The sequence below is a fragment of the Citrifermentans bremense R1 genome (genome assembly GCF_000426865.1).
Lineage (GTDB): Bacteria > Desulfobacterota > Desulfuromonadia > Geobacterales > Geobacteraceae > Geomonas > Geomonas bremensis.
Map to the genome: position 1 here is coordinate 125964 of NZ_AUGE01000001.1, position 23118 is coordinate 149081.

Sequence of the window (23118 nt, forward strand, 5' to 3'; positions counted from 1 at the left end):
GCTAGAAAAGTTCCACATTGCCGCCCAGATCGTCCTCGGTTGCAGCCGGCGGCGGCGCGGCGGCAACGGTCAGCGGCCGCGCGGAAGCGTCGCGCCCTGCGTGAGCGCCGCTGAGCGATTCGTGAATCCTGCGTTCGCTTTGCATGGTGTAGCGCTGGGTGAGCTGTTCCAGGTTCCCGGCTCCCGGCGAGGCGGGAGCGATCTTTCTGGCCTGCGCCACGACCCCCGCTATTTCCCGGACCGCCGTCTCCAGCACCTGGCTCACCTTGCGGTGCACCGTGACCCCGGCGACCACCTGTTCGATATCGCCGGAGAGCCGGGTGACCGAGTCGTCCATGTTGCGCAGCGAGTGCAGCAGGGTGTCGTGCACCTGCCTTAGCGTCTGCAAAAGCCCGGAAAGGGTCTGCACCATGCCGTGCACCTCGCGTTCCAGCCCCGAGGCCTCGGCCCCCACCCCCTCGTTGAGGCGGTCGGTCACCGCGATGATCCCCTGCAAGGTCCCGGAGACGGCGCCGGTGTGGTCGATGGCGTCGATGGAGAGGCGCTGGATGGCTTCGGCGAGAACGCCCAGGGCGGCACCCTCGTCGCCGGTGTAGGCTGACTTTATCTGCGCATTCAGCGCGATCAGCTTGATCTCCTCGCCGATCTTTTCGATGTCGCCCACGAAGGTGGCGATCTCCCCCACCGTCTGCGCCACGGTCGCCATGGCCACGCAGAGCGCCTGGTTCACCTTGGAGCTGTCCAAAAGCGCGTCGCTCACCACCGAGATATCTTTCTCCATCTCGGAGAAAAAGCTCCCTCCGGTCTGGTCCGCCATCCCCGCCATGCTGGAGGTCTGCGCCGAGAGCCCCGACTGCTTGCGCGCGATCTCCCTCAGGCCGTCGATGATGGTGGTGACCGCATCGTCCAGTTCCGCCTCGGCATGGCGCAACTGGGCTATCTGCAGTTCGCAGACCGCGGCCGCGGTATCGGCTCCGGCCGTCCCGGCGGACAACCCGTGCTTGAGCTCGGTCAGCGCCTCGTCGACGTGCTCGATCTGCTGCCTTACGATGTCGTGGGCCTGCATGGACATCACCACGTCGCCGATGGAGCGGTACACCTCGTCGGAGACCGCCGAGATCGTGGCTACGGAACTGGAGCAGCGCGCGTTGATCTCGGTCAAGGCCTGCATGCTCCCCCGGGTCCGGGCCAGGATGGCCATGACCTGGTCATGCTGCTGCGCGCCGCTGTTCAAAACCCCGGCCAGGGTCTGCTCGATGGTCCGGGCCAGCTCCTCCTTGCGCTTCAGGATTACGGCGGCCTTGTCGTTGACCTGCACCGACAGCTCCCCTACGTCGCTTGCCAGCGTGTCGAAGCCGGCCGCACTCTGCCCCAGGCGCGCGCTCTCTATCTTGGTGGAGATGCCGAGCATCCTAAGCACCTTGTTCACCTTCTTGAATCCCGACAGCGGGTCGCTTACCTTGGCCAGCAGTACCAGGATCTCGCGCAGCGTGTCCGCGCTCACCTCGATCTCGTTTTGGGCCCGATTCACGTAGCGCCCCATGTCGTCGAGCATCTCCCCCAGCCCGCGCATGGCCCCGATGACGTGGTCCCCCGCGACCTCCCCCACCATCTCGGAGGCGAGCCCGGAGATCCCGAGGCCCCGCTGGTAGAAATCCTGGAGCCTGCCGCCGATGTCGAGAAACTCCTGCTCGGTGGTCCCGGAAACGGCAGCCAGCTGGGCGGCCTGCTCGGCCAAAACCGCCGACCAATCTTCCGACAGCCTCTTCAACTCCGCATCCTGCGTCACGCTATCCTTGCCGGTTGGCATCATAAGTACCTTCTTTATCGAGCGAATGGCTACGATGGATATTGCGGCCGGCGTGTTTTCATGCGTCACGGGCCCGGCTTTTTAATTTATCGTCAGGCGTTTTCAGATCTTGAAGCCTTTTTTCTCATGTAACTGAAAAATCAGGGGCTGGGGGCTGGGGAAAAAGCGGACTCACGCCAAGACGCCAAGGCGCAAGGAAAGCAAAACCATATCGGAACCAAACGGGGAACAGGGATCAGAGGCCGGGGGGTGGGGGGTAAAAGGCAGGGGCTGGGGGCTGGTAAAACCAATCCCTAGCCCCTGTTTTCGCGTTATCGTCTGACGAAAATCTCGCGGGCCATGGCGGAGTCGATGGCGAATTCGGAAAAAGCGACCCTGAAGATGTAGGACGGGAATGCCTGCAAAAGCAAGATGCGGTTTCCGGGGAGCACCCCCATGGCCATCAGTTTCTGCATCTTCTTGCTGTCCTCGGTCTGGATGTAGGCTATGTCCCCCTCGTCGCCGGGTTTGAGCTCGGTGAGCGGCACCACGCCGAGATCGCCGGTCTTGCGCGCCTCCTCGCAGCACTCCCCGGGCGGTATCGGCTTGCCGTGGGGGCAGGTCACCGGGTGGTTCAGCATGGTGCAGACCTTGGCGTCCACCCCCTCATTCAAAAGGTGCTCGAACTGGCACGCCTTCATGTCCCCGCTCTCGCCGCGGATATTGAGCACGTCCATCATCAGCCTCTCGGCGAGGCGGTGGCGCCGGATGGTGTTGCGCCCCTCCTCCCGCCCTTCGGGGCGGAAGTAGATGCGTCCTCCCTTGATCTCCACCAGGGCCTGCGAGGCAAGTTCTTGATAGGCGGGATCCGAGGCGTCTATTTCCATCCGGTCCAGTTCTGCGTAGCCGGTTCCTTTTTCCTCCGACTCGATCCACAACGCCTCCAGTATCTCTTCCGCCTTGTCAGTCAGCTTCATAAACCGCTCCTTTATCGAATATAAACTCTCAGTCAGCTTGTTGTTTTCTTTTTGGAGAATACCTTTTTGAGTGTCTTGATGAGCGCCGGCTCCGGGGGATTCTCATAGTTGCACCTGGGGCACTTCACCATCTTGCAGCCGCTTGACATAGGGCAGTTCTTGCATCCGACGTTGCCCTCATTCTCCTCGAACTCATGTCCGCAAAACCCGCACCGCATAAATTCGGACTCTCTTTTGAACCTGCATGCTAGCTGTCTAAGCGCACTAAGGTGCGTTTGAGTCAGTCATTGGATTTTAGTTGTCAATTGTCAATTGTCCATTGTCAATTGGTTCACAAGGGTTTTCGTTGTCAATTGTCAATTGTCAATTGTCAATTGGTTTTTAGTTGTCCATTGTCAATTGTCCATTGTCAATTGTCAATTGGTTCACAGGGTTTCGTCGTCAACTGGTTTACAGCAATTGCGTGGCGAGCAGGAAACGGTTCAAAAGCCATCCGCTGCCGAAGGCGAAGCCGGAGACGAAGAGCCCGATGGCGATGGCCACCTTCCAGCCGCGCTCCTTCTTCATGATCAGAAACTGCGCCACGCAGGGTATGAACAGGGTGAGGGTGACAGCCGCAACGGTGAGCTGCCTGCCGTTCAAAAGCCCCTTGGCCTGCAGGTCGTAAAGCCCGGCCGCGCCGTAATCGCGCCGGAAGAACCCGAAGATGAAGGCGACGGCCGACTCCTTGGGAAGCCCTAAGGCGGCCATGACCGGGGTCATCGCCTCGATCATCTTCTCGAAGAAATGGGTGATCTTGCCGAGCCACAAAAGCACGGAGGCGAGGATGAACAGCGGCAGGATCTCCATGAAGTACCACTGCATCCTGGTGTAGGTCTTGGTCAGCACGTTGCCGAACTGCGGCAACCGCATCGGGGGGATCTCCATGTAGAACATGGGCGTCTCGCCGGGGAGCACCTTGGCGGCCAGAAGGCCGACCAGCAGAAAGATGAGTGCCAGGCAGACGCCCCAGGCCAAAAGCGCTCCCGGAGTCTGGGAGAGAAGCGACATGATGACCCCAAGCTGCGCCGAGCAGGGGATGGCGAGCGCCAAGAGCACCGTGGCGATGACCCGCTCGCGGACCGTCTCCAGGGTTCTCGTCACCATGGTCGCCATGGTGTCGCAGCCAAAGCCCAGCACCATCGGTATCACCGCCCGCCCCGTGAGTCCCATGGTCTTGAACACGCGGTCCACCAGGAGCGCAAGCCGCGGGAAATAGCCGCTGTCCTCGAGCACGGAGAAGAAGAGGAAGAAGGTGGCGACGATGGGGAGGATGATGCCGACGGCATAGCGAAAGCCCAGGGTGATGATGCCGTACTCGCCCACCAGGAGTTCCTGGATCATCTCCCAGGGGACGTTGAGCTTGACGATTTCGGTGATCCAGGGGTTGAAATGCTCCTCGAACCCCTTTCCTTCCAGGAAATCGACCAGCGTCCCGGCGCCGAAGACGCCGACGAACTGGTAGAGACCGAAGTAAAGCACGATGAGCAGCAGCGGGATGCCGGTGGCAGGGCGTACGGTCCAGCGGGAGAAACGCTCGGCGAGCGTCACCACGCGCTTCTCCGGAGTCTTGAAGGCGCCGTCCAGGATCTTTTTCACTATCGCCTTGCGCTCCATGGAGAGGTCGAGGTGGAACGACTCGCGGCGCTCAAAGCGCTTGTCTCGAACCACCGTCTGGAGGGCGGGAAACCATACGCCCTCGGTTTCCCGAACCAATTCGGCTACCTCGGTGTCGTCTTGCAAAAGCAAAAGCGCAATCGCCTTCTTGGAGAGGATGTACTCGCCCCTGAGGCTCTGGCAGATCTCGGCGATGTCACCCTCCATCAGACGCGAATAGGTGAAGGGGGGGACGGCGCCGGGGGAGCTGCCGGCGATGGCGGACTTGATCTCGGGAATGCCGATCTTCTTAGCGGTAGCGGCCCCGATGACCGGGATGCCGAGCCGCCGGGACAAAAGCGGGATGTCGATCTCCAGCCCCATGCGCGCGGCCTCGTCCATGATGTTCACCACGAGCACCACGGGAAGCTCCGCCTCGATGAGCTGCAGCGTCATCGGGAGCATTCGCTCCAGGTTGCGGGCGTCAAGGACATGGAGCACGAGGTGCGGGCGCTCGGTCAGGAGGATCTCCCGGGCCACCCGCTCTTCCTCTGTGATCGGGAGTATGGAGTACATGCCTGGGGTGTCGATGATCTCGAACTCTTCCCCGTTGATCACCGCGCTGCCGCGGGAGACCTCGACCGAGGTACCGGGATAGTTGGATACGGTGACGTAGGCGCCCGTGAGGGCATTGAAGAGAACGCTCTTTCCGACGTTGGGATTCCCCACCAGCGCCACCTTCTTGGCGCCGCTGGCGGCAACGGTTGCGGTTTCGTGGCAGGAACCCTTCTTCTTGAAAAATGACATGTTTTCCACTACCCCTCTTTAACGTTTAGACGCCAATTAAAAGTCGATGAATATCACTTTCATGATGGCGGGAAAAATTTTTTACAGCTTAAACCAATGAGGAACCCGCCAGCCCTTTACTTTCTACAGCCGGAGCAAAGGCCGTAGAGTTCGAGGCGGTGGCGCTCGACCAGGAAGCCCCGGCTGTTGGCCACCTCGTCCTGCAGTTTCTCGATGGTCTCGTTCTCGAACTCCTCGATGTGGCCGCACCGGGTGCAGACCAGGTGATCGTGGTGCTCGCCCTCCCCCACGTGCTCGTAGCGGGTCTGGCCGTCGCCGAACTGCATCTCGCGGGCGAGGCCTGCCTCGGCGAAGAGCTTCAGAGTCCGGTAGACCGTGGCGTAGCCGATGTTCGGGTGCTTGGCTCTGAGCTTCAGATACAGCTCCTCGATGCTCAGGTGCCTGTCGCTGGACAGGAAACTGTCGAGGATGATATCCCGCTGCTTGGTCGTCTTGAGTCCGCGCTGCGCGATGAAGTCCGCGAAGATTTTTTTCTTGGCTCGTTTCATGAGAACCCCAATTGAAAGTGGATGTCATGGTAACGGCGGCGCCCGTCACTGTCAATGATTTTTTTGAGCACTGCGGACTGAATGGACTGAATGGACTGAATGGACTGAATGGACTGAATGGACTGAATGGACTGAATGGACTGCATGGGGATGGGAGAGTGCGGAAACTCGAATAGCACTGCCAGGATGAAGAACAGGCTGCTAACCACGCGGTAAGCAGCCTGCTGTTTTTCACTTCGGGACGGTCTCTTGGGCGGTTCTACCTGCCGTCATCGAGCCCTTGGCTTGGGGGCTATCTCCGGGGGGATGTCCTCGGGGTCGGGGAGTAAGGGCCTGCCGCACTGTTTGCAGCAATCCTCGCAGCCGTTTTTCTTTAGAGGGCTTTGTTGCTGCTGCCCGGACTGCACCGGCGCACGGGCGGCCTTGCACTTCTCGCAACAGTCGCAAGCTCGTTCCTGTTTTTTGTCCTGCATATCTTCGATATCGGTGCCGACCACGCCGCTTGATTCGTATTTCTCTTCCCCACCCTCCGCTCGCGCCGGTGCAAACTGCAGCAGGAGAACCAGCGCCACCATGATCGTCTTTGTCATCATCTCTCTTTCCTCCCTTTCTCAGTAGGCGGGACGTAAAAAATTAACATCAGCCAATAAAAAGTCAATTGCAGTGAATTGTCGACAGCACCGGAAGCGGCAGCCACTTTCTTTGGTATACTCCCGGGATGAATAAACCCTAACAGGAGGTGTCACATGCAGAGGCGTTTGGTCGTAACTTTGGCAATTCTGGCACTCGTCGCAACCGGTGTCACAGGATGCAAGAAGAAGAGCGAAGAGCAAGCTCAACCGCAACCTCCACAGAGCACCACCGCGGCTCCCGCTGCACCTGCAACACCACAACCGGCAGCTTCTGCAACCGCGACCACTGGGGAACAGCTCTTCAAACAGCACTGCGCAGCCTGCCACCCAAACGGCGGCAATACCATCACCCCGGCTAAGACTCTCAGCAAGAAAGCGATGGCCGACCGGAACATCAAGAGCACGGACGACATCGTGAAGATCATGCGCAACCCAGGCCCCGGCATGAACAAGTTCGACGAGGGGATGATCCCGAAGGACGACGCCAATAAGATCGGCGACTACATCCTGGCGACTTTCCCCTGATCCGGAACCACACTGCTGCAGGCAAAGAGGGGGCGGAAAATTCCGCCCCCTCTTCGTATCTCCGCCCCCATGCAGTTTTGTGACCCACTTCACTGCGCTTTCAGCGCATCGGTAGTACCTTTCACACATGAACTGCCTGTTCGCCCTAAAATCCCTCTACGCGCTGAACGGCGTCATCGCCGTGCTCCTGTACCTGCCGCAGATCGCGAAAGCCTGGAAGGACAGAAGCCACGCCCTGTCGCTATCCCTGGTCACCTTCGGCGGCTGGAGCCTGGGCTCGCTGATCACCGCGCTCTACGCCTCTTTTTTAGTGCGGGACCACATCTTCACCGCGATCAGCCTCGGCAACATGGCCGGCTCCGGGGCCGTATTCTTCATCGCCGCCTCCAACCGCCTGGCCTCCCGCGGCACCTCGTCCATCAGCTAAAACTCCCCTCGTCTCAGCGGCAGGCGACGAAACGCACCGCCTGACCGGTATCCCGCAACAGCTCCCGTAGACGATCCAGCACGTACTCTATCTCCCCGTCGTCGTTTGCGCGCCCCAGGGAAAAACGGACGGAGCAGTGCGCCTGCTGCGGCGTTAGCCCCATGGCAAGCAGGGCATGGGAAGGGTCAGGGTTTCCGGACTTGCAGGCGGAGCCGGACGAGAGAGCCACCCCGGCGCGGTCTAATAGCAGCACCAGCGACTCGCCGCGGATCCCCGGCAGCTGCATGTTGAGCGTGTTGCAAAGGCGCGGCTTTTCCGGGCCGTTTCTACTCGCGCCGGGTACCATGCCGACAATTCCCTGCTCCAGCCGGTCGCGAAGCCGCGCCAGCCGCTCCGGCTCGCCGGCAAATAGTCCCGCCTGCGAAAGCTCTACCGCCTTGGCGAATCCGACGACGCCGGGAACGTTTTCCGTTCCGGCCCGAAGCCCGTGCTCCTGTCCTCCGCCGGTGATGATCGGCTCCAGTTTTACCTCCCGACCGATATAGAGTGCACCCACCCCTTTGGGACCGTGGACCTTGTGGGAGGAGAGACTCACCAGATCGGCCCCCAACTGCTCCAGGTCCAGTTCCATCTTGCCCAGCGCCTGCACCGCGTCGCAGTGAAAGAGCGCCCCCATCCCATGTGCAATCCGCGCCAGTTCGGGAACGGGCTGGAGCGCTCCCGTCTCGTTGTTGGCGAGCATCACCGAGACCAGCAGGGTGTCCCGGCGGATGGCCCGCTCCAGCTGTTCCGGCTGCACCACCCCCTCCCGGTCGACGTCCAGCACGCTCAGCTCGTACCCCTGGCGGGAGAGGGCGCGGCAGGTGGCGAGTACGGCGGGGTGCTCGATGCTGCTGGTTACCAGGTGCCGTCTGGAACCGTCGGAAGCCAGCGCCGCCCCGCGCAAAGCGAGGTTGTCCGCCTCGGACCCCCCTCCGGTGAAGACGATGCGCCGGGCGGTGCAGTTGAGCGCTTGTGCCACCTGGCGCCGGGCATCCTCCAGCGCAAAGCGGGCGCGGCTCCCCTTGCCGTGGATGCTGGAAGGGTTCCCCCAGTCGCCGCCAAGGTAAGGGAGCATCGCCTCCCGCACCTCCGGGCGAACCTCTGTGGTGGCGTTGTGGTCCAGGTAGACTTGGCGCAAGGCGACGACGGCCGGGGTTAGCCCTTCGGTGAAGGTGGACCCAATGGACCCGATGGACTCAATGGACCCGGTGGACGACTTGGAACTGGCGGAGTCGGCAACGAAAGTCTCTGCCTTGCGCACTCGACAGAGAAGGGTCTTGTAGACGGGGAAGCCGGAGATGGGATCGTGGCGGCCGGGGTCGGTGAGTTGGTTCACGTTGCACTTTTGCCAGGCCTCGGAACCCAACGGCCCTCCCCCTCCCATGGCGGCGTCGACGCTCCCGCGCACGATGCCGCCGGTAAGCCTTGCCGTGAAGAGCGCCTTCCCCCTCGGGGTCTCGACCCATACCCGCTCCCCCTCCCCGACCCCGAGCTCTGCCGCGTCTTCCCGGTTCAAGGTGACCGGCGGCTCGGGAAGCGGGTCGGACAGGTCACGCACGCCGTGGTGCTGGCTGCGGAAATCGTGCATCGTACGCGCGCCGGAGTTGAATACCAGCGGGTATTCACGTGCCAGCTGCGGGTCGGCAAGCGGCCCCTCCCCAGGTTCGGTGTAGAGCGGCAGCGGCGCATAGCCGTTTTCCGCGAGGATGGAGGAGGCGATCTCGAACTTGCCGCTGGGGGTGTTGAAACCGGGTTTCCCGTCGGGACGCAACAGACCCTTTTCCCATTTCTTGTACTGCATCATCACGGCCGCAACCCGCGCCTCCCCCCCCTGCGCCCGCACCTCTTCCAGGGTGAAACCGCTCCCCTCAAGGGCGAAACGGAGCATCTCCTCCTCGCTTTGCGGGTACAGCTCGCCGTACCCCAGCCGCCGGGCCAGCTCCGCCAGGATCATGAAGTCGCTGCGCGCCTCCCCCTGGGGGGGGACCAGCCGCTCCCTTATCTTGAAGAGCGGGCCGTACCTCATGTAGGAGGTGATCTCGTAATAGGTGGCGGCGGGGAGGACGATGTCGGCATAGGCCGAATCGGCCGTGTGGTAGCGGTTGATGGAGACCATGAAGTCGAGGGAGGACAAGGTCCGGCGCCACAGGTCAGGGGCCGGCCAGGCGGTGATGATGGAGCCCCCCAGCACCAGGAGCGCCCGCACCGGATAAGGCTTTCCTTCCAGCACGGCCTCCGGGAGCACGGCGGCATGGGATTCGCCGCGGTAGGCGCTGTAGATCGGGAAACGGTCGCGCCCGAGCGCCTTCTTCAGATCCGGGTTTCCAATCAGGCGGGAACGGTTCTGGGGAAAGATATTCTCTTTCATCCGGAACAGCACCCCCCCGGGGACGTCGAGCTGCCCGGCCAGCGCGAAGAGCGTGAAGACGGCGCGGATCGCCTGCACTCCGCTGTCGGAGTACTCAAGCCCCGTGTACATGACCGGTGCCGCCCCCCGGGCCGAGGCGATGCGGCGCGCCAGGTTCCTGATGCTATCCGCCGGGACTCCCGAAATCTCCTGTACCGCTTCGGGACCAAAGTGCTGCACCAGCGTGCGGAGCTCGGAAAAGCCGACGGTCCAGTCGCGGGCAAAAGCCTCGTCGTAAAGCTCCTCTTCCACCAGGACGCCGATCAGGGCCAGCGCCAGCGCCCCGTCGGTTCCGGGACGGATCGGGATCCACTGCGCGCCCGCCTCCCGCGCCGTCTCCCCAAGCCGCGGATCTATCGCCACCACCTGCGCCCCTCGCGCCCTTGCCGCCAGGATTTGGCGGTGCGCCAGGGGAGGCGAATCGGTAGCCGGGTTGGCGCCCCAGATGACGATCAGTTCCGACTGTTCCAGGTCGGTCTCCATGGTGATCAGCATCTCTCCCATGGTGACGTGAGGGGCGATCATGGCGAAGGAGACGTAGCAGAGGGCGCCCACGCCGAGCGTGTTGGGGGACCCGAAGGGAAAGAGAACGCTGGAGGCTGAGGAAACCGCGGCGTCCGCCGGCTGGAACAGGTCGCATAGAGCCATGTCGAAGCTGCCGCGCCCGGTGTAGATCGCCGCCCCCTCCGCCCCGTAGCGCGCCTTCACCTCGTTCAGCCGCGCCACGATGGTCTCGAAGGCCTCGTCCCACGGGATGCGCTCGAAGTCGTACCCCCCCTTGGGGCCTGTGCGCTTGAGCGGATAAAGGAGCCGGTCCGGGTCGTGCACGAGCTGCGGGGAGTGGCGCCCGATACGGCAGAGGATCCCCATCGGGCTTCCCGCCTGGGGCTCCACCGCCACCAGCCTCCCCTGCTCAAGGGTCACGGTCACCAGGCAGCCGGCCGGGCAGATGCCGCACATGCCGTTACGGGTCTCACAGCTATGCTCCGGCATCTATGACCTCCCCGATCGGCCGCCATAGCTTGGCAGGCGGCGCAGCAGCAAGAGCGCGAACCAGCGCCGCTCGTCGCTGAAGACCTGCTCGGTGCCGAAGCCGCAGCGGTTCAACTCCGGGATCACCTGCTCCAGCCGGAATTTCCGGGAGATTTCGGTCCGCACCGATTCCCCCTCGGCGATGGTAACGGCCCTCCCCGGGGGTTGAAGGAGGAAAGTCTGCTGCTTCGTGAAACAGGCGTCGATCTCTATCTGCTCCAGCTCAGCCCGGTAACGCGCCGCATGCTCGATCGACTCGAGGTCTATGGCGCTGCCAAGCTCGCGGTTCATCCGGGCGAAGATGTTGCGGGTAAAACGCTCCGTTACTCCAGCCCTGTCGTTGTAGGCCGCCTCCAGGACCGAACTTCTCTTCACCAGGTCCAGGCCCAGGAGTAAGAAGTCGCCGGGTCGCATCGACGCCGCCAGGGCGAGGCAGAAGCTCGTCATCTCGAGCCGGCTGAAGTTGCCGATGCTGCTCCCCAGGAAGGTCACCAGCACCGGGGAGAGCTGCGAGAGAAGCGGGAACGCCTCCGCGTACTCGCTGTTCACCGCGATGACGCGGGCAGCAGGAAACCTCGCCGAGATGCTTTTGCAGGCCCCCAGGAGCGCGGTCAGGCTCACATCCACGGGAAAATAGCAGACCGCCTTGGAGCGCTCCAGCCAGGCTCTCAAAAGATGATCCGTCTTCGCCGCGCTGCCGGCCCCAAGCTCCATTATGTTCGCCGGTCCGGTGAGGGCCCTGATGCGGGCGGCGTTGGCCGCGAGGATCGAGGCCTCGGTACGGGTAAGGTAGTATTCCGGCTGCGCGGTGATCTGCTCGAAGAGGATGCTCCCCTGCGCATCGTACAGAAACCTGCTCTCCAAGCGGCGCGGCGGCGACGCGAGCCCCGCCGCGGCGGAGCGCGCGAAATCCTGCACCGGGTCCGCAGCGGCCGACGGCCGCACGATTCTAGGGCCGCGGCCTCGGCTCGCTTCACTGAGTTGGCGGCAGATCTGCGCCTCGGGCGAGGCGAAAAAGGTATCCATGGCTCCTCCTTGAGGGTTCCCAGAAGTACAAGATTGTAATCTGTTAATTATAACCGTCAACGCTCATGATAAAGGCGACGCTCGCCTTTGCATTTATGAACCCGGGCCAGTAGAGTTAGGGTGTGAAAAATCAGAGGCCGGCAAGGAGGGGTCACATGAAAGACGACCGTTTGCTGAGAAAGGAACTCCTCGACCTGCTGCAAGGGGGCAATGCCCACTTCAGCTTCGAGGAGGTGCTCGCCGGGCTGCCGCCGGATTCGATCAACCGGAAGCCCCCGAACACGCCCTACTCGCTCTGGCATTTCGTGGAGCACCTGCGCATCGCCCAATGGGACATCCTGGAGTTTATCCGGAACCCGGCGCACGTCTCACCGGATTACCCCTACGGCTACCGCCCCGCCGCGGGGTGGAGCACCGACGTTGCCGGGTGGGAAAGAAGCTGCGCCGGGTTCCTGGCGGACCTCGAAGCGCTAAAGGAACTGGTGAGGGACGAGCGGAACGACCTTCTGGCTCCGCTGCCGCACGCCCCCTCCTACAACATCGTCAGAGAGGTCGTGCTGGCGGCCGACCACAACGCCTATCACATCGGCGAGATCGCCATTATCCGGCAGGTCCTGGGGCTGTGGCCCGCGGACAACAGGTACCTGACCGGCTGAGAGAAGGGAGCGGACATGGACAAAGAGAAAAACATCATGCTGGTCGGCGACATCATGCTCGACTTCGCCGGGAGCACCGGGCTTACCGATCCCGACCGGGCGCCGCGGCGCTACCTGTGGACCGACGCCTTCGCCGTCTGCAACTTCCTGGAGCTTTACCGTTGCTCCCAGGACGAAACCTGGCTGGAGCTGGCGCGGCAGTTGGTCGACCAGGTGCATCACGTCCTCGGGCGCCACCGGGACGACGGCCAAACGAGCGGCTGGTTGAGCGGTCTGAACGAGCAGGAGGGAGAACTGCACCCGACCATCGGGGGACTGAGGATAGGGAAGAGGCTTCCCGAGCGCGCCCCGGAGGAGCCTGCAGACGAGCGCCTGGAGTGGGATCGCGACGGGCAGTATTACCACTACCTGACCAAGTGGATGCACGCGCTAAGCTGCATGACCCGGGTCGCCGGCGACGTCACCTACCTCAGGTGGGGCATGGAGCTGGCACGGACCGCGCACCGCGCTTTCCGCTGCGCCGCGACGCCCGAGGGATCAACTGCCCTGCAGTGGAAGATGAGCATCGACCTGAAGCGCCCGCAGGTCCGTTCCGCCGGGCTGCACGACCCGCTGGACGGCCTGGTCACCTACAGCGAATTGCGGTCCCTTGCGGGAGACTTCGCCGTGGACGGGCTGCCGGAACTGGGAGAGGAGATCGGGGAACTGGCGGAGATGTGCCGCGGCAAGAGCTTGGCCACCGACGACCCTTTAGGCATCGGGGGGTTACTGTGCGACGCCAACTGGATGGAGCTGCTGGTGATCAAAGGGGATTTTCAGCATCTGCGCCTCTTCCGGCAGGTACTGGACGACAGTCTGGCGAGCCTGGAGAGCGCGGGGGACGGTTTCCTGGAACTTCCGGCGCGCTACCGGCTGGCGTTCCGCGAACTGGGTTTGTCGATCGGGCTCAGGGGGGTAGCGAACCTGGCGAGGCTCGTGGTCGAGTTCCAGGAGGATCACGACCCCGATCTGCTCTTCGAGCTCACCCCACGCATCGAGGCGCTTACGCCACACCTGGCGCTGGTGCCGAAGATAGAGCGGTTCTGGCGGGAGGAGCGGAACAAGGGGACCGAGCATTGGAAGGAGCACCGGGACATCAACATGGTGATGCTGGCGACAAGCCTCGCCCCCGAGGAGTTTTTGCAGGCGGGTTAAAAATTGGCGCATTCACAGGTCATAGACGTTTCCGCCGCGCAAAAGCTCTACCCCCGGAAGACGCAGGGCCGCAAGCTCCGCCTCGATCCGGTCGTAATACTGCGGTTTCAGATGGGTAATCAGGATGCGCGGGGGGAGTTTCGGCAGTTTCGCCAGCTCCTTCCCCAGGAGCGCGGGCGTCAGGTGACCGGTGAGGAGCGCTATCTCCTCCATGTCGCTCGGGAAGGAAACCTCGACGATCAGCGCCGCCAGCTCCCCGGCCAACTCCCAGATGCGCTCGGTGGGGCCGGTGTCGCCTGTGTAGAGCAGCGAAGTCCCCCCCCGGCTCACCCGGTAGCCGACCGCAGGGACGGGGTGGTTCACGGGGGAAGCCAGCACCTCGTAATCGCCGACCGCGAAGGACTTCTCTACCGGGATCGGCTGGTAGCGCAGCACCGGGGCCTCGGGCGTGGGGATGCGGGTGAAATCGGGCCAGATGACGCCGTTCATCAGATGGGTGCGGAGAGCCGCGAGGACTTCAGTCGTGCCGCGGACCTGGACGGTCCGGGAAAGTCCGGAGACGACGATGTTATCGGCCAGAAGCGGGATGCCGCGGATATGGTCCAGGTGCGAATGGGTCACCAGGATGTCCTCGATGCGCCACTGCTCGTCCTCGCTGAGCACGGCACCCACGGTCCCGGCGTCCAGGAGCAAAGAGTCGTCGATCAGAAAAGCCGATGGGCTGTGTCCGGGGAATTCGGCGCCTGAACAACCTAGTACGCGTAATCTCACAGATTTCCTCGCTTATCCTGCAATGGTAGTCACTGCTCGTTACTGCTTCGGCGACAATGCGATCCGAATCCCCGCTCCCGCGACGGTGCCGGGCGGCGCCACGGTTCCTATCCGGCGCGCCCCCGGCTCCGGGTTCCGCACCATACCACGTACCGCTTTGGATTTCCTGGTAATTCCGCGCCTATTTCGGCAGTGCCGCCAGTCTTTCCTGGGCCTGTTTCGCAACCGGGCTATCGGGATATTTGTTCACGATCTCCTGGTAGAGCTGCTTTGCGTGTTCCCTGTTGTTCTGCTTTTCCTCGAACTGGGCGGTGTCGAAAAGCTCCTTGCCCTTGTCCGAGCTGCACGCACCCGCCAACGCAAGCACCAGCATCATCAACAGTACGGATTTCTTCATCTATATCTCCTTTTGATTCCGGCGGGTTCTTGATGCCGCGGGCATCAAGGACGACCTTCGCCTTGAACTCAACGTAGATTGCCGCAGTGTAAATATCACTTGGTACTCTTTTAAGACAACTATTTTATCTCATTGAATCGTAAAATCACCGGTTTTGTCGTTGAGTAACGGTAAGGGTTATGTCACATCCGTTGGCTATGCCTTTCCCGCTGCTTTGTATCGTGACGCCGCGTGCTGCGTCAGAGTCTAAAGTTCCTATCGGCTGGAGTCAACGCGGCTCAAGCAGAATCGAAAGATGACTGCAAGAAAGCTTGATTAACTTCCCTCTTGACCTAAAGTCATAGCTATGCCGGAAAACGTCCTGAAATATTTCCACCCGCTGATAGCCGACTGGTTCAGGGAAACCCTGGGAGAACCGACACTGGTACAGTCGCGCGCCTGGAGCGAGGTGATGCAAGAGCGGCACGTGCTGGTGACTGCCCCGACCGGAAGCGGGAAGACGCTGGCCGCTTTCCTATGGGCTATCAACCAGTTGGTGACCGGCGCCTGGCCCTGCGGGGAGACGAGGGTGCTCTACGTCTCCCCGCTTAAGGCGCTGAATAACGACGTGCGCCGCAACCTGACCGCGCCGCTTTTCGAATTGCGCCAGCACTTCGCGAAGCAGGGGATCCCCTTTCCCGACATCGGCGTAATGACCCGCAGCGGCGACACCCCTGGCGACGAGCGCAGAAGGATGCTGCGCCATCCCCCCGAGATCCTGATCACCACGCCCGAGAGCCTCAACATCCTCCTTACCTCGAAGGGAAGCAGGGCGACGCTCAACGGCGTCGCCACCGTAATACTGGACGAGATCCATGCGGTCGCCGGGGGGAAGCGGGGGACGCACCTGATCACGGCGGTGGAGCGGCTGGTGCTCTTGAGCGGCGAATTCCAGCGCATCGCGTTGTCGGCCACGGTGCGGCCGCTGGAAACGGTGGCGGATTTCGTTGGGGGGCTCCGTCAAGCCGGAAGAGAGCATGTTCCCCGGCCGGTATCCATTGTCCGCGGGGACCGCGGGAAAAGCTTCAGCCTCACCATCGGCGCTCCGGATGAGGCCGCTAGCCAAGGCGCTGCGGACGATTTTTGGCCCGCTTTGACGGCCCGGTTCGCGGAGATCATCGGAGAGCACCGCTCCACCCTCTTCTTCGCCAACAGCAGACGCACCACGGAAAAGGTCACCCGCCTGATCAACGAGCTCTCGGGCGAGGAGCTCGCCTATTCGCACCACGGCTCCCTGTCGCGCGAGATCCGCCTCGCCGTCGAGGAACGGCTCAAGCGCGGCGAGCTGAAGGCGATCGTGGCCACCAACTCGCTGGAATTAGGCATCGACATCGGGCGGCTGGACAGCGTGGTGCTGATCCAGACGCCCCGCTCCATCTCCTCCGCCATCCAGCGCATCGGCCGCTCGGGTCACGGGGTGGGAGAGGTGAGCTCCGGGATGCTCTTTCCCACCTACGGCATGGACTTCGTCTCGGCGGCGGTCATCGCCCGCGCCATCGCGGACGGCGAGATCGAGGAGGTCCGCCCGGTGGAGAACCCACTGGACCTGCTGGCCCAGATCGTCCTCTCCATGGCCTTGGCCGAGACCTGGCAGTTGGACGACCTTTACGACTTCCTGAAGGGGTGCTACCCGTACCGGAACCTTTCCAGGCAGCAGTTCGACCTGGTGATCGGCATGCTGGAGGGGAGATACGCGGAGTCGCACGTCCCGGAGCTGCGCCCCCGGGCCACGGTGGACCGGCTGGAGCAGACCATCTCGACTCGCCCCGCGCTTTCCATGCTCCTCTATCTGGAGGGGGGGACTATTCCCGAGCGGGGGTACTTCGAACTGCGCCTGAAGGAGAGCGGTGCCAAGATCGGGGAGCTGGACGAGGAGTTCGTCTGGGAGCGGAGGATCGGGGACACCTTCGCGCTCGGGGCGCAGGTCTGGCAGATAACGGAGGTGACCCACAGCACGGTCCTGGTGGTGCCGGCGAGGAAGTCCCAGCAGATCATCCCCTTCTGGAGGGCGGAGGAGCTCGACCGCGATTTCTTCTATTCCGAAAAGATCGCCTCGTTCCTTCAGCACTGCGACGAGCGGCTGGGGGAGCCGGAATTGATCGAGGAGCTGATGCAGCGGCATTTCATGGACCGGGACGCGGCGAAGGCGCTGGAGAGCTATCTGAAACGGCAAAATGAATCGACTGGCGCGCCGCTTCCCCACCGCCGCCATCTGCTGATCGAGCAGTTCCGCGACCCTGCCGCAGGGGCGGAAACGGAGCAGATCATCCTGCACACCCTTTGGGGGAACGCGGTCAACCGCCCGTTCACCTTCGCGCTCACAGCAGCCTGGGAGAAGCGCTACGGCTTTCCCCTGCAGGCCTTCTACAACAACGACGGGATCGCGCTATTACTCCCCCACGACCTGGAGCAGCCGGAGCAGATCCTCGAACTGGTCACGCCGGAGAACATCGAGCCGCTGCTCAGGGAATCGATGGAGGGGACCGGCTACTTCGGCGCGCGCTTCAGGGAGAACGCAGGGCGCGCGCTGCTACTGTCCCGAAGCAACTTCAAAAGGAGGATGCCGCTTTGGCTGAATCGCCTCCGCTCCAAGAAGCTCCTCGCCTCCGTGCTCAGGTACCGCGACTTCCCTGTGCTCTTGGAAACCTGGCGCTCCTGCCTTAAGGACGAATTCGACCTGGCGAACCTGAAGCGGCTTTTGGAGGAGATCCAGGACGGGAGCATTGCCCTTACCCGGGTCCGTACCACGAAAGCATCCCCCTTCGCCCAGGGGCTCATCTGGCAGCAGACAAACAAGTACGTCTACGAGGATGACACGCTGGGGGGCGGGCGGCGCTCGGCGTTGGGGAGCGACCTCCTCACGGAGATGGCGCTCTCCGCGCACCTGCGCCCGCGGCTTCCCGCCGAATTGGTGCGGCTCTTCGAGCAGAAGCGGCAGCGGCTGGCCGCGGGATACGCCCCCGATTCGCCCAGGGAGCTTTTCGATTGGGTGAAGGAGAGGCTCCTGATCCCGTTTTCGGAATGGCCGCTGCTCCTTGAAGCGGTCAGGCGCGACAGCGATTTTCCGGAAGAGGAGCTGCTGCCGCAGATAGCCGGGCGGCTCATCGCATTGACGCTGCCGAAAACTGAGGCCCCGCTGGTGGCAGCCGTCGAGATGATCCCGGAGCTGGCCCGGGCTTTTGCGCTGGAGAGAGAGAAGCTGTGCTGGGCCCCGCTGGCCGGCGACGAGGGTATGGCGGAGCTGTTGCAGGAGTCGCTGGATCGGCTTTGGGAGCGGGAAAATAGTCCTGCGGACGAGGGAGCTGAGGAAGAAGAACCGGCCGCGGCAAGGTCGGTGGCAAGGTGGCTGAGCTATTACGGCCCTGTCGAGGTAACCAGGCTGCAACGAACACTGGGACTTTCCGACCAGCTGCTGCGCGACACCCTGCAGACACTGGAAGAAACCGGCACCGTGCTGATCGACGAGTTCACCGAAAAGGCTGTTGAACCGCAGATCTGCGACGCCGTGAACCTGGAGGCGCTGCTGCGCATGCTGCGCAGATCGAGAAAGCCCGCCTTCGAGGCGCTGGATCTCTCCCGGCTCCCCCTGTTCCTGGCGACGGTACAGGGGCTTGCCGCTGCGGGGAGTTCCGCGGACGACCTAAGGGACAGGCTGGAGCAGCTGCTGGGCGCGCCGCTTTCGGCGCCCCTCTGGGAAGAAGAGGTCCTGCCCGCCCGCCTTGCCCCGTACTGCGGCGCCTGGCTGGACAGCCTCATGCAGTCCAGCGACCTCCTTTGGTTTGGCTGCGGCCCGAAGAGGCTCTCCTTCGCCTTTCCGGAGGAGCTGGACCTGTTTCAGGAAAAGGAGGACACGCATCCGGAGCCAGGCTCCGAGCGCCCCTCCCCTCTCATCCCCGATCCCCGGGGGCACTACAGCCTCAGCGCTATCTGTTCCATTACCGGCCTCGCAGCGGCGACGGTGACGAAGCAACTTTGGCTGGACGCTTGGCGTGGGGAAATCGGCAACGACTCTTTCGCTGCGGTGCGCAAGGGGATTCTGAACCGGTTCGAGTTGCCGCAGCACGATGCAAGCCACAGCCGGCACCTAAGGCGTCCGTCCGGAAACCGCTGGAGCCGCGTGAAGGAAGGCCCGGGCAATTGGTATCTACTCCCGGTGCAGGAAGGGGCGACCGACGCGCTGGAAAAAGAGGAGAGGAACAAGGACCGGGTGCGCGTGCTGCTGGAGCGTCACGGCATCCTCTTCAGGGAGCTTCTGGCGCGCGAGCTCCCTCCCCTGCAGTGGAGCCGGCTGTTCAGGACGCTGCGCATCATGGAGATGTCCGGGGAGGTGCTTTCGGGGAGCTTCTTCACGGGCATACCGGGGGTGCAGTTCATCTCCCCGGAGGCGTACCGGCAGCTTGAGCGCGGGATGCCGACGGACGCCGTCTACTGGCTCAACGCCGCCGACCCCGCCTCCCTTTGCGGCATCGGGCTTGAGGGGTTGCCGTATCGCCTTCCCGCCCGCCTCCCCTCGACCCACCTCGTGTACCGGGGCCCGGACCTCGTGCTGGTATCGAGGCGTTACGGCAAAGAGCTTCTCATCAAGGCGGAGCCGGACGACGAGAGGCTCCCGGAGTACCTGCGTTTTTTCCACACCCTCCTTTCCCGCGACTTCAACCCGTTGAAGAGGATCCAGGTCGAGCGGATCAACGGGGAGCCCGCCGCGTCCTCCCCTTACGCCGGCGCCCTGCTCGCCTTCGGTTTCCAGCAGGCCTACAGCGGCCTGGAGCTGTGGCGGAAATACAGCTGATCCTCCAAGCAGTCCCCGCCTTTCACAAAGAAGTAACAAGGTTCTACCATTTCCCCACACACGCCCTCGCCCCCAAACATTACCCCTATATCGCACCAGAGAATTTTTTGCATCTTAAGTTGAAATCACAGATGCATAGGGATAAGATGAGAACGTCAGGCTTTTCATTATAATGAAGACACAACGTTTTAAAATCGACGCGGAACAGGTGGGTTTTTTCACAGTGAAAAACGGAGGAAGCAGCCATGGAAGTGTCACGGAGGAACTTTTTAAAGATCTCGGGTGTCGGCGTGGCGGCGACCACCCTGGGTCTCAACCTCGATCCGGTCGAGGCGAAAGCCCAGGAACTCGCCATCCAGCACGCCAAGGAAACCACGACCATCTGCCCCTACTGTTCCGTCGGGTGCGGCATGATCGTGCACACCCAGGGCGACAACGTCATCAACGTCGAAGGGGATCCGGACCACCCCATCAACGAAGGGGCCCTCTGCCCCAAGGGTTCTTCCGTGTACCAGCTGCGCGACAACAAGGCGCGCATCACCAAGCCGATGTACCGGGCTGCCGGCGCCGCAGCCTGGCAGGAGGTGACCTGGGAGTGGGCGCTCGACCAGATAGCCAGAAAGACCAAGGCGACCCGCGACGCCTCCTTCGTTCCCACCAGCAAGATAAAGGTCAAGGAAAAGGTCGCCGGGGTTGAGGTCGAGAAGGAGATCGAGGCCGAGGTGAACCGCACCATGGGTATCGCCTCGGTCGGCAGCGCCGCGCTGGACAACGAGGAATGCTACCTGTACCAAAAATTTCTAAGGGGGTTGGGCCTGGTGTACATCGAACATCAGGCGCGCATTTGACACAGCGCCACTGTAGCGGCTCTGGCAGAGTCGTTTGGACGCGGTGCGATGACAAACCACTGGATAGATTTCAAGAACGCCGACGTAATCCTCATCATGGGCGCGAATCCCGCCGAGAACCACCCGGTCGCCTTCCGCTGGATCCTGAAGGCTAAGGAGTCGGGGGCGAAGGTCATCTGCGTCGATCCCCGCTTCACCCGCAGCGCCGCAAAGTCGGACCTGTACGCGCCGCTTCGCTCCGGAACCGACATCGCCTTCCTGGGCGGGATGATCAACCACATCCTGCAGAACAAGCTCTACTTCGAGCAGTACGTGGCCGAGTACACCAACGCCTCCTATCTGGTGAGCGGCGACTTCAAGCTCCCGGGAGAACTGGACGGCCTCTTCTCGGGTTACGACCCGCAGAAGCGGAGCTACGACGTTAAAAGCTGGTCCTTCCAGAAGGAGGCCGACGACAGCATCAGGAGGGACCCGACCCTGCAGGACCCGAACTGCGTCTTCCAGCTCCTGAAGAAGCACTACAGCCGCTACACCCCGGAGCTGGTCTCGAAGACCACCGGGACGCCCAAGGAAAAGCTCCTGGAGGTGTACCAGCTCTACGCCTCCACCGGCAGGCCCGACCGCGCCGGCACCTCGCTTTACGCCATGGGGTGGACCCAGCACACGGTGGGGACCCAGAACATCCGCACCATGTCCATCATCCAGCTGCTTTTAGGGAACATCGGCGTCGCCGGAGGCGGGGTGAACGCGCTGCGCGGCGAATCCAACGTGCAGGGGTCGACGGACCAGGGACTTTTGTTCCACATCCTCCCGGGCTACATGCCGGTCCCCTCGGCCGACCTCCCCACCACGGCCGCCTACATCGAGAAGCACACCCCGAAGAGCAAGGACCCGCAGAGCGCCAACTGGTGGGGTAACCGCAACAAGTACCTGGTCAGCTACCTGAAGGCGATCTACGGCAACAACGCCACCAAGGAAAACGACTTCGGCTACAACTGGCTCCCCAAGCTCGACCCGGGCATGAACGGCTCCTGGCTGATGATCTTCGACAACATGCTCAAGGGGAAATTCAAGGGGTTCTACGCCTGGGGGCAGAACCCCGCCTGTTCCGGGGCGAACTCCAACAAGGTCCGCAGCGCCCTCGCCAAGCTCGACTGGATGGTGGCGGTCAACCTCTTCGACAACGAGACCGCCTCTTTCTGGAAGGGACCGGGGATGGACCCGGCCAAGGTGAAGACGGAGGTCTTCTTCCTTCCCGCGGCGGCATCCTTCGAGAAGGAAGGCTCCATCACCAACTCCGGGCGCTGGGCCCAGTGGCGCTATGCGGCGGTCAAGCCGCTCGGGCAGAGCAAGCCCGACGCCGAGATCATGAACGACCTGTACCAGGCGATCAGGGCTCTCTACGCGAAAGAAGGGGGCGCGCTCCCCGATCAACTCTTGAAACTTACCTGGAACTACGGCTTCAAAAGGGCCGACGGCAGCATCCGCTCCATCGACATCCACCAGGTGGCCAAGGAGATCAACGGCTACTTCCTCCAGGATGTGCCCGAGCCCGCCAAGCCGCTGAAACCCGGTGAGGCGCCCCCGAAACCGCGGGAGCCCTGGGAAGCGAAGAAGCTTCTCGGCAAAAAGGGAGAACTGGTGGGAGGGTTCGCCCAGCTCCAGGCCGACGGGAGCACCTCCTGCGGCTCGTGGATCTTCTGCCAGAGCTACAACGAGAAAGGGAACATGATGGCCCGGCGCGGCAAGAAGGACCCCACGGGCCTCGGGATGTTCCCGGAATGGAGCTGGTGCTGGCCGGTGAACCGCCGCATCATCTACAACCGCGCCTCGTGCGACCCAAGCGGCAAGCCGTTCAACGTGAAAAAGGCAGTGGTCTACTGGAACCCGTTGGCGGTGCTGCCGGACGGCAAAATGGGGGCATGGGTGGGCGACGTCCCTGACGGCCCCTGGCCGCCTCTTGCCGCAGGAGCGGAGGGGAGAAAGCCCTTCATCATGAGGGCGGACGGGGTAGCCGCGATCTTCGGCCCGGGGCTGAAAGACGGCCCCTTCCCCGAGCACTACGAGCCGATGGAGTCGCCTCTGGCCCAGAACCTCATGTCCAGGCAGCTCAACAACCCCGCCGTGAAGATCTTCAAGGACCCCGCGGTGAAAGAGGACATCCTCGCCAACGCCGACCCGCGCTTCCCGCTGGTGGCCACCACCTACCGGGTCACCGAACACTGGCAGACCGGCGTCATGACCCGCAACACCCCTTGGCTATTGGAACTGCAGCCGCGCCAGTTCTGCGAGATCAGCCAGGAGCTCGCCAAGGAAAAGGGGATCGCCAACGGCGACCTGGTCGAAGTCGCCTCCGCCCGCGGCAAGGTCGAGGCGGTGGCCATGGTGACCGTGCGCATGAAGCCGATGAAGATAGGGGACAAGGTCGTGCACCAGATCGGCCTCCCCTGGTGCTTTGGCTGGCACACCCCCGGCGTGGGAGACGCCGCCAACCTGCTGACCCCCACCGCGGGGGACGCCAATACGATGATTCCCGAGACCAAGGCGTTCATGGCCGGGATCGCGAGAAAGGGGTGA

16 protein-coding genes are annotated in these 23118 nt (G+C 62.8%); 6 read left to right on the forward strand and 10 right to left on the reverse strand.

Going from position 1 to position 23118, the window contains the following annotated elements:
- Position 1: 1 nt before the first annotated feature.
- From K419_RS0100600 to K419_RS0100630, 6 genes are all read right to left on the reverse strand, one after another.
- Positions 2-1813, reverse strand: a complete 1812-nt coding sequence (locus tag K419_RS0100600) for a methyl-accepting chemotaxis protein (RefSeq protein ID WP_026839845.1) — start codon at positions 1811-1813, stop codon at positions 2-4.
- Positions 1814-2121: 308 nt separating this feature from the next.
- A complete protein-coding gene (locus K419_RS0100605) occupies positions 2122-2766 on the reverse strand; it encodes a metal-dependent transcriptional regulator (RefSeq protein WP_026839846.1) in 645 nt (214 codons plus the stop codon).
- A gap of 32 nt (positions 2767-2798) precedes the next feature.
- Entirely contained in the window at positions 2799-2984 is a 186-nt protein-coding gene (locus K419_RS24000) for a hypothetical protein (protein ID WP_026839847.1), read from the reverse strand.
- A 232-nt stretch (positions 2985-3216) separates the two neighbouring features.
- Complete coding sequence (feoB, locus tag K419_RS0100615; RefSeq protein ID WP_026839848.1) at positions 3217-5208, reverse strand: ferrous iron transport protein B; 1992 nt, start codon at positions 5206-5208, stop codon at positions 3217-3219.
- A 116-nt stretch (positions 5209-5324) separates the two neighbouring features.
- Positions 5325-5756, reverse strand: a complete 432-nt coding sequence (locus K419_RS0100620) for a Fur family transcriptional regulator (RefSeq protein WP_026839849.1) — start codon at positions 5754-5756, stop codon at positions 5325-5327.
- A gap of 269 nt (positions 5757-6025) precedes the next feature.
- The gene (locus K419_RS0100630; RefSeq protein WP_026839851.1) at positions 6026-6349 is read right to left on the reverse strand and encodes a hypothetical protein; all 324 of its coding nucleotides are present in this window, start codon (positions 6347-6349) and stop codon (positions 6026-6028) included.
- A gap of 153 nt (positions 6350-6502) precedes the next feature.
- Between K419_RS0100630 and K419_RS0100635 the strand changes: the two genes are divergently transcribed.
- Together K419_RS0100635 and K419_RS0100640 are read left to right on the forward strand one after the other, a co-directional pair.
- Positions 6503-6913: a c-type cytochrome gene (locus tag K419_RS0100635; RefSeq protein WP_026839852.1), complete on the forward strand. Its 411-nt coding sequence runs from the start codon at positions 6503-6505 to the stop codon at positions 6911-6913.
- Positions 6914-7040: 127 nt separating this feature from the next.
- Complete coding sequence (locus K419_RS0100640; protein WP_026839853.1) at positions 7041-7340, forward strand: PQ-loop domain-containing transporter; 300 nt, start codon at positions 7041-7043, stop codon at positions 7338-7340.
- A 13-nt stretch (positions 7341-7353) separates the two neighbouring features.
- Here K419_RS0100640 and K419_RS0100645 read toward each other — a convergent pair whose 3' ends face one another.
- Positions 7354-10782, reverse strand: a complete 3429-nt coding sequence (locus tag K419_RS0100645; protein WP_026839854.1) for an aminotransferase class V-fold PLP-dependent enzyme — start codon at positions 10780-10782, stop codon at positions 7354-7356.
- The gene (gene egtD, locus K419_RS0100650; RefSeq protein WP_026839855.1) at positions 10783-11847 is read right to left on the reverse strand and encodes an L-histidine N(alpha)-methyltransferase; all 1065 of its coding nucleotides are present in this window, start codon (positions 11845-11847) and stop codon (positions 10783-10785) included.
- A gap of 155 nt (positions 11848-12002) precedes the next feature.
- Here egtD and K419_RS0100655 point away from each other — a divergent pair, with 155 nt between their 5' ends.
- A complete protein-coding gene (locus K419_RS0100655) occupies positions 12003-12503 on the forward strand; it encodes a DinB family protein (protein WP_026839856.1) in 501 nt (166 codons plus the stop codon).
- 15 nt (positions 12504-12518) lie between these two features.
- Positions 12519-13697 carry a hypothetical protein gene (locus tag K419_RS0100660; RefSeq protein ID WP_026839857.1) on the forward strand — a complete coding sequence of 393 codons (1179 nt, stop codon included), beginning with the start codon at positions 12519-12521 and terminating at the stop codon, positions 13695-13697.
- A gap of 12 nt (positions 13698-13709) precedes the next feature.
- Here K419_RS0100660 and K419_RS0100665 read toward each other — a convergent pair whose 3' ends face one another.
- Together K419_RS0100665 and K419_RS0100670 are read right to left on the reverse strand one after the other, a co-directional pair.
- Positions 13710-14468, reverse strand: a complete 759-nt coding sequence (locus K419_RS0100665) for a 3',5'-cyclic-nucleotide phosphodiesterase (protein WP_026839858.1) — start codon at positions 14466-14468, stop codon at positions 13710-13712.
- A gap of 181 nt (positions 14469-14649) precedes the next feature.
- Positions 14650-14865 (reverse strand): tetratricopeptide repeat protein, encoded by a 216-nt coding sequence (locus K419_RS0100670; protein WP_026839859.1) that lies wholly within the window; start codon positions 14863-14865, stop codon positions 14650-14652.
- A 346-nt stretch (positions 14866-15211) separates the two neighbouring features.
- On the opposite strand from K419_RS0100670, the gene K419_RS0100675 reads away from it, so the two are divergent.
- Positions 15212-19693: a DEAD/DEAH box helicase gene (locus tag K419_RS0100675; RefSeq protein ID WP_026839860.1), complete on the forward strand. Its 4482-nt coding sequence runs from the start codon at positions 15212-15214 to the stop codon at positions 19691-19693.
- A 245-nt stretch (positions 19694-19938) separates the two neighbouring features.
- Complete coding sequence (gene fdnG / locus K419_RS0100685; RefSeq protein WP_084154072.1) at positions 19939-23118, forward strand: formate dehydrogenase-N subunit alpha; 3180 nt, start codon at positions 19939-19941, stop codon at positions 23116-23118.